This window comes from Stenotrophomonas sp., assembly GCF_036662295.1.
Taxonomy (GTDB): Bacteria; Pseudomonadota; Gammaproteobacteria; order Xanthomonadales; family Xanthomonadaceae; genus Stenotrophomonas.
On sequence record NZ_JAVWXA010000126.1, the window covers coordinates 4,434 to 10,732 of the forward strand.

Here is a 6,299-nt window from a genome sequence, read left to right on the forward strand (position 1 = left end):
ACGCTGCACCCGCGCGCGGCGGACAGCGCCTGCGTCGCCCCTAACGGGGGGGTCTTGTTTGCGGGGGGGGCGCCCCCGCGTTGAGCGCGGGCGCGCGTCTGCTTCCCACTGCTTCCCCGCTGCGGCGCACATCGCCTCGCGCAGCGGGAGCCGCCTTGACCTGGCCCGTTGCCCGGGCCGGATGTCTCCCCCGGCATCCCCGGGACGACGGGCCAGGTCATTCTTTCCTGGCCCGGCCCGCCTTCGGTCAGGGCATCAGCACCTTGTCGACCACGTGGATGACGCCGTTGCTCTGGCGCACATCGGCAATGGTCACGTGGGCGGTATTGCCCTTGCTGTCGGTCACGGTGATGCCCTTGCCGGCCTGGCGCACGGTCAGCGCTTCACCCTGCACGGTGGTGAGGCTGGCCTTGCCGCCGCCCTGCTTGATCCGCGCCATCAGCGCGGTACTGTCCAGGTTGCCGGCCACCACGTGATAGGTGAGCACCTTGGTCAGGTCGGCCTTCTTTTCCGGCTTGAGCAAGCCGTCGACCGTGCCCTTGGGCAGCGCGGCAAAGGCGGCATTGGTGGGCGCGAACACGGTGAACGGCCCCGGCCCCTTGAGCGTTTCCACCAGACCGGCCGCCTTCACTGCCGCGACCAGCGTGGTGTGGTCCTTGGAGTTGACGGCATTGTCGATGATGTCCTTGTTGGCGGACATCGCCGCGCCGCCCACCATCGGGTTGGCGGCCATCATGGCGTGGTCGTGCGCGGCCATCGGCGCCTGGGCCAGGGCCAGCGGCGCGGTGGAGAGACAGGCAAGCAGGAGCAGACCGGAGAACGTGGTGGTGTTCATGTGCTTCTTCCCGAAAGTAGCGTCCAGATGACGCAGCAGGAGCTACGCGGGAAGTGGGCGGGCGGATGCACGGCGCGGAAACCACGCGCGTTTGTTATGCCCGGGTGAGGGCGGCGCTCAGCCCGCTGCGCGCTCGCTGGTGATCGTGGCGCCCTCGCGCATGACCAGGGTGACCGGGGTCTTCTCCACCACCTCCAGCAGGCGCTGCCATTGCGCATCGGTGAGCGGGCCAGTGGCGTGCAGCACGCGATGCACGACCAGCTTGCCGGCGTCGTCGCGGCGGGAACTCAGTTCGGCGCGGAACTCGCCCAGGGCCCAGCCTTTCTTCTCCGCATACATGCGCAGGGTGATCGCCGTGCAGGCCGACAGGGACGCCAGGTAGAGATCGAACGGTGCAAAGCCGGCGCCCTGGCCGCCGAGCGCGGCCGGTTCGTCGGCCACCACGACATGATCGCCGCTGCGGATCTGGTGGCGGTAATCGGGGCCGTCGGAAACGATCTGGACCTGTGCCATGACGCCATGCCTTGCTGCGGAGGAGAAGGCGCACAGCATGGCACGGCGGCGGCCGCGTGGCCGCGCGTGCCGGTGCAACGCAGCGTCATGGCGCGTGCCGGGCGGCCGGGGCATCGAGCGGCACGCGCACCTCCACGCGGGTGCCGCCCAGCGGGCTGCGCTCCACCCGCAGCGTGCCGCCGAGCAGGCGCGCGCGTTCTTCCATGCTGATCATGCCCAGGCCCGGCGCCAACGGAGGGCTGCCCGCGGCGGGCATGCCGCGGCCATCGTCGTCCACGCGCAGCACCAGCTGCTGCTGCCGCACGGCCAGCAGGACTTCGGCCAGCCGCGCGTGCGCATGCCGGTCCACGTTGTTGAGTGCTTCCTGCACGATGCGGAACAGGCTCAGCTCATGCTCGCCGCCCAGCCGCGGCGCGTCTTCGATGCGACAGCGCAGGCGCAGCGTGCCGCGCGCGTTGCGCTTGATGCAGAACGCATCCAGTGCGCTGGCCAGCCCGGTGAAGCGCAGGATGCTGGGATGCAGCTCGTGGGAGATCGAGCGGACGTCGTTGGACACGGCCAGCACCTGTTCCTGCAGCTCGACCACCGAGGCGCGCGCGCCGGGCGCGACCTGGTTGCGCAGCGCGCTGAGCCGGATGGAGATGGCGGCCAAAGACTGGTTCACGTCATCGTGCAGGTCGCGCGCGATGCGCGTGCGTTCTTCCTCCTGCACCACCAACATGCGCCCGGTGACTTCCCCCAGGCGGCGGTAGGCGTGCTGCAGCAGCAGGCGGCTGGACAGCTTCTGCTCGGCCAGCGCGCCCAGGAACAACAAGGCAAAGCCGGTGCCGAGCGTCCATGCCTGCGCCGGCACCAGGTCCGCTGGCGGCACGCCGCCGGCGAACGGCCCCAGCCCCGCCAGGCCCAGCTGCATGCCCAGTGCGGCCACCGCGAGCATGCCCAGGCTGGCGCCGCTGACCCCGAACATGATCAGCGCCCAGACCAGCAGCGGGATCGGGGCCAACACCAGCAGCGGGGTGATCGCCCCCGGCGGCCAGCGCACCTGCCAGAGCAGCGCCAGCGCGCCCAGCAGGGTCAGCCCTGGCGCCGCTCCGGGCTGCGCAGCAGGCGCGCCACGCTGACCACCGCCGGCACGATCAGCAGATAGCTCACGCTGCTGCACAACGCCGCGGCACGCCAGGTGCCGTGGGGCAGGCCACCGGCACCGCTGGCGATGACCAGTGCCTGCCAGGCGGCGCTGCACAGCGGCAGGCCGATGCAGGCCAGCAGCAGGAACAGCGCGATCTCCCGATAGCCTTCCAGCGCCGCGCGCCCCTCCTGCCAGCGCTGCAGCAGCGCGGCCACGGCGACCACCATGGCGATCTCGCCCAGGCTGGCCAGCAGGCGCGGCAGCACGGCGGTCGGTACCAGCAACGCCCCCAGCACGGTGCCCGCGCCGGCGGCCAGCAGGCAGGTGCGCCAGCGCGGGCGCGGCATGCACAGCAGCCAGCCCAGCAGCAGCGGGCCGGGCAACCACAGTGCGTGCATGCGCAGCCCGGGCACGGCGGTGAGGGTGGGCAGCAGTTGTCCGGCCAGGCAGCCGACCAGCAGCGGCACCGCGCAGGTGAAGAGGCCGCGCAGGTCCGGTGAGGCTGGCGTGGAGGGGTGGGGGCGGGCAGTGCTGGCGCGGGGGAGGGCGGTGTCCGCAGGCGCGGGATCGATCGGCTTGCCGGAGCTGACCACCTGGACCATGTACGTCTCTGTACCGTGGCTGGGTTGTGCCGCAGGGCTGGGGCGCTTGTCGCCGTCGTGCAACGGCCGCACAATCGCGCCGATCAAAGCACTTCCCCTGTTGGCCTGCTATCCGATTTCCGACCTGCTCCAGGGAGTTGGCATGGACGAACCGATGGCACCGTATACCCGCTCGGTCGTGGAGGGCTTCGACGCCGATGCGCTACTGGGCGTGGTACGCGATACCCGCTTCGAGCAGCGCCTGCTCGGCGCCGGGCATTTCCGCGCCTGCCTGCAGCGGCTGGTGTTCGCCGAATTCAGCCTGGACAGCGGTGCCTACACGCTGCCGATCTTCGCCAACGGCAGCTTTGGCCCGGGCGTGATCGCGCTGGCGATGGTGGTGTCCTGTCCGCAGCCGATGTGGGTCAACGGGCGCTGGATCGCGGCCGGACAGGTGATGGTGTTTGCCGAAGACAGTGAAGTGAACGCACGCTCCCGCCCCGGTGGCTGGCAGTGGGCGGTGCTGCTGATCGCGCGCGAGGCATTGCAGCGGGCCGCGCTGAAGCGGGTGGGCCGCGAGCTGTGCCTGCCCACCCACGGCTGGTACAGCCGCCAGGCCGCGCCGGCCGATGCGCAGGCCTTGCGCGAGGGGGTGGCCGGCGCGTTGTCGGCGGCGGCCGCACGCGCGTGGCCGCCGGGGCTGGCGCAGGCCGAGCGGGTGCTGGGGCTGTTCATCGATGCGGTGGCCGCCTGCGACCGTGGCCCGGTCGGCCGGGCGGTGGGCACCGGGGTGGAACGCCAGCGCGATGCACTGGTGCGCCAGGCCGAGTACTACCTGGCAACGCAGCACGATCGCCCCTTCGACAGCCGTGGCCTGGGCCAGGCGCTGGGCGTGGGCGAGCGCCAGCTCGAGCGCGTGTTCCGTGACGTCTACGGGCACGGACCGTGCCATTGGCACCAGCTGGCGCGGCTCAACCTGGCGCGCCGTGCGCTGCTGCGCGCGCGCGGCGGAGACAGTGTCACCGAGATCGCCACCCGCTACGGGTTCGCTCACCTGGGCCGGTTCTCGGTGGCCTATCGGCACGTGTTCGGGGAATGCCCGCGGCAGACCCTGCGCGGCTGACCGGCAGTGCCTCACAAGGCCGTCACGGCGGCGCTCGCAAGGTCGCGTGGTGCGCGCCCGGCCAGCTCCGGTGACGCGCCGATCAATCAGGGGAGGGTTGATGCCGAGGGAGCAAGCGCGATGGGCGTCATGAGTGCATGTCCGGTGCCGATGCAGTTCCGCCGGGTGGTAGTGGCCGATGACCACACGCTGGTCGCGCAGGGCATCGAACGGTTGTTGGCCGACAGTTTCCAGAGCATCGAGCTGGTGGGGTCCGGGGAACAGCTGCTGAGCTCGGTACGGCGCGACCCGCCCGACGTGGTAGTGACGGACATCAGCATGCCCGGCATGAGCGGCATCGAGGCGATGCGCGTGATGCATGGCGAGGGCTATGCGATGCCGGTCGTGTTCCTGACCATGCATGACGAATCCAGCGTGGCCGCCGAGGCGATCCGCGCCGGGGCACGGGGTTACATCCTGAAGAGTTCGGCCGGTGATGAGCTGATGCGGGCGCTGGCCGGGATCATGAGCGGGCAGACCTATGTCACCCCGACGCTGGCGGCCAACGCGATCGTCTGCGCCGGGCGCCCTGCCTACAGCCTCACCGAAAAACAGCTGCGCATCCTGGAATACGTGTCGCTGGGCCTGCGCTCCAAGCAGATCGCCTACGAGCTGGGGGTGTCGGTGCGCACGATCGAGTCGCACAAGTACGCGATCATGCAGGAGCTGGGCGTGCACGGCACGCTGGAGCTGGTGCGCAAGGCCGAGCAGGAAGGGCTGATCCGGCACTGAGGGCCGCGGCGTGGCCGGCAAGTAGATTTACTTGCCAGGGCCCGGTTGTTTTGCCCTTGCCGGGGCCGGTAGCCGGCGCCCACCATCGCCGCACGCGGTGAACGGGCGCAAGCCATGAGTGCGGTGCGGGTGCTGCTGGCCGAGGATGGGTGTGCGATGGGGCGCCAGCTTCGCGGCTTGTTGTGCGAGCATTTCGAGGTGATCGGGCTGGTGCAGGACGGTGAGTCGCTGGTGCAGGCGGCACAGACGATGCTGCCGGACGTGGTGGTGACCGATATCGCGATGCCGGGGATGAGTGGGCTGGAGGCGGCGCGCCGGTTGCGTGCGCAGCGGCCGGTGCTGGGTGTGGTATTCATCACGGTGCATGCCGAATCGCAGATGGTGCGGCAGGCGATGGGGCTGGGGGTATGCAGCTATGTGCTGAAGGCGGACGCGGGCGACGATCTGTTGCCGGCGGTGCACGCGGCGTTGGCGGGCCGGGCATTCGTGTCGCGCTCGCTGCAGGCGTGAGGCGGGTGGCGCAGTAGAAATACTGGGCGCGGACGCAGTACCAATCCGGATGTGCGCGGCCCCGGCCGGCGGCGAAGCTGGATTCCCGTGCGCCACCGCGCATTCCACCCTGCAACGGAGCCTGAGTCATGAAAGCAATCGCCATTGCCGTGCTGGCCAGCGCGCTGGTCGCCTGTGCGGCATCGCCCACGGTCAAGACGGACTATGACAACACCGCCAATTTCAGCGGTTACAAGACGTATTCGTGGGCGATCACGCCCAAGGCGGCATCGCCGCTGGTGCAGCAGCGCATCGTGGCGGGGGTGAACACGCGGATGCAGGCGAAGGGGTTGAGCGAGGTGCCACAGGGCGGTGATATCGCGCTGGCGGTGCATGTGATCACGGCGCAGAAGCAGAGCCTGGACACGTTCTACACCGGGAGCGGGATGGGCGGCTGGGGCTGGCGCGGTGGTTGGGGCGGGATGGGAATGGGGATGGGCCAGGCGACGACGACGGTGCATACCTACGATGTGGGGACGCTGGTGGTGGACATGTTCGATGCAAAGACGAAGCAGGCGATCTGGCGCGGGACGGCGAGCGGGACGGTGCCGGATTCGCCGGCGAAGGTGAACGCGGCGGTGGAGGCGGGGCTGGACAAGATTTTCGCGGCGTATCCGCCGGGAGCGGGTGCGGCGCGTTGAGTGGGTGGTTTGCAAACGCGAGGTCTGATTGCTGGCGTTGCGCGTTGGGGCGCGGCGGCCTAAGCGCTAGTGCGCAAGTGCGCGAGTGCGTTGCCTTACGTGTTGGGGCGGGTACGGGCGGGGGTGCGGGACACGCTGCAAGTACGTCCATGTAAGC

General features: G+C 70.1%; 8 protein-coding genes. 4 read left to right on the top strand and 4 right to left on the bottom strand.

Annotated features, from left to right (window positions below; translation table 11 throughout):
• Positions 1 to 247 precede the first annotated feature (247 nt).
• From RSA25_RS17305 to RSA25_RS17320, 4 genes are all read right to left on the bottom strand, one after another.
• Positions 248 to 757, bottom strand: a complete 510-nt coding sequence (locus tag RSA25_RS17305) for a fasciclin domain-containing protein (RefSeq protein ID WP_332810079.1) — start codon at positions 755 to 757, stop codon at positions 248 to 250.
• A 195-nt stretch (positions 758 to 952) separates the two neighbouring features.
• Positions 953 to 1,348 carry an OsmC family protein gene (locus tag RSA25_RS17310; RefSeq protein WP_332810072.1) on the bottom strand — a complete coding sequence of 132 codons (396 nt, stop codon included), beginning with the start codon at positions 1,346 to 1,348 and terminating at the stop codon, positions 953 to 955.
• A gap of 85 nt (positions 1,349 to 1,433) precedes the next feature.
• Positions 1,434 to 2,510 carry a sensor histidine kinase gene (locus RSA25_RS17315; RefSeq protein WP_332810073.1) on the bottom strand — a complete coding sequence of 359 codons (1,077 nt, stop codon included), beginning with the start codon at positions 2,508 to 2,510 and terminating at the stop codon, positions 1,434 to 1,436.
• Positions 2,423 to 3,079, bottom strand: a complete 657-nt coding sequence (locus RSA25_RS17320) for a hypothetical protein (protein ID WP_332810074.1) — start codon at positions 3,077 to 3,079, stop codon at positions 2,423 to 2,425. The genes RSA25_RS17315 and RSA25_RS17320 overlap by 88 nt, the downstream gene beginning before the upstream one ends.
• A 142-nt stretch (positions 3,080 to 3,221) precedes the next feature.
• On the opposite strand from RSA25_RS17320, the gene RSA25_RS17325 reads away from it, so the two are divergent.
• From RSA25_RS17325 to RSA25_RS17340, 4 genes are all read left to right on the top strand, one after another.
• A complete protein-coding gene (locus RSA25_RS17325) occupies positions 3,222 to 4,181 on the top strand; it encodes a helix-turn-helix domain-containing protein (protein ID WP_332810075.1) in 960 nt (319 codons plus the stop codon).
• A gap of 129 nt (positions 4,182 to 4,310) precedes the next feature.
• Entirely contained in the window at positions 4,311 to 4,952 is a 642-nt protein-coding gene (locus RSA25_RS17330) for a response regulator transcription factor (protein WP_332810076.1), read from the top strand.
• A 123-nt stretch (positions 4,953 to 5,075) separates the two neighbouring features.
• Positions 5,076 to 5,462: a response regulator transcription factor gene (locus tag RSA25_RS17335; protein ID WP_332810077.1), complete on the top strand. Its 387-nt coding sequence runs from the start codon at positions 5,076 to 5,078 to the stop codon at positions 5,460 to 5,462.
• Positions 5,463 to 5,590: 128 nt separating this feature from the next.
• Positions 5,591 to 6,142, top strand: a complete 552-nt coding sequence (locus tag RSA25_RS17340) for a DUF4136 domain-containing protein (protein WP_332810078.1) — start codon at positions 5,591 to 5,593, stop codon at positions 6,140 to 6,142.
• The last annotated feature ends 157 nt before the right edge of the window (positions 6,143 to 6,299 follow it).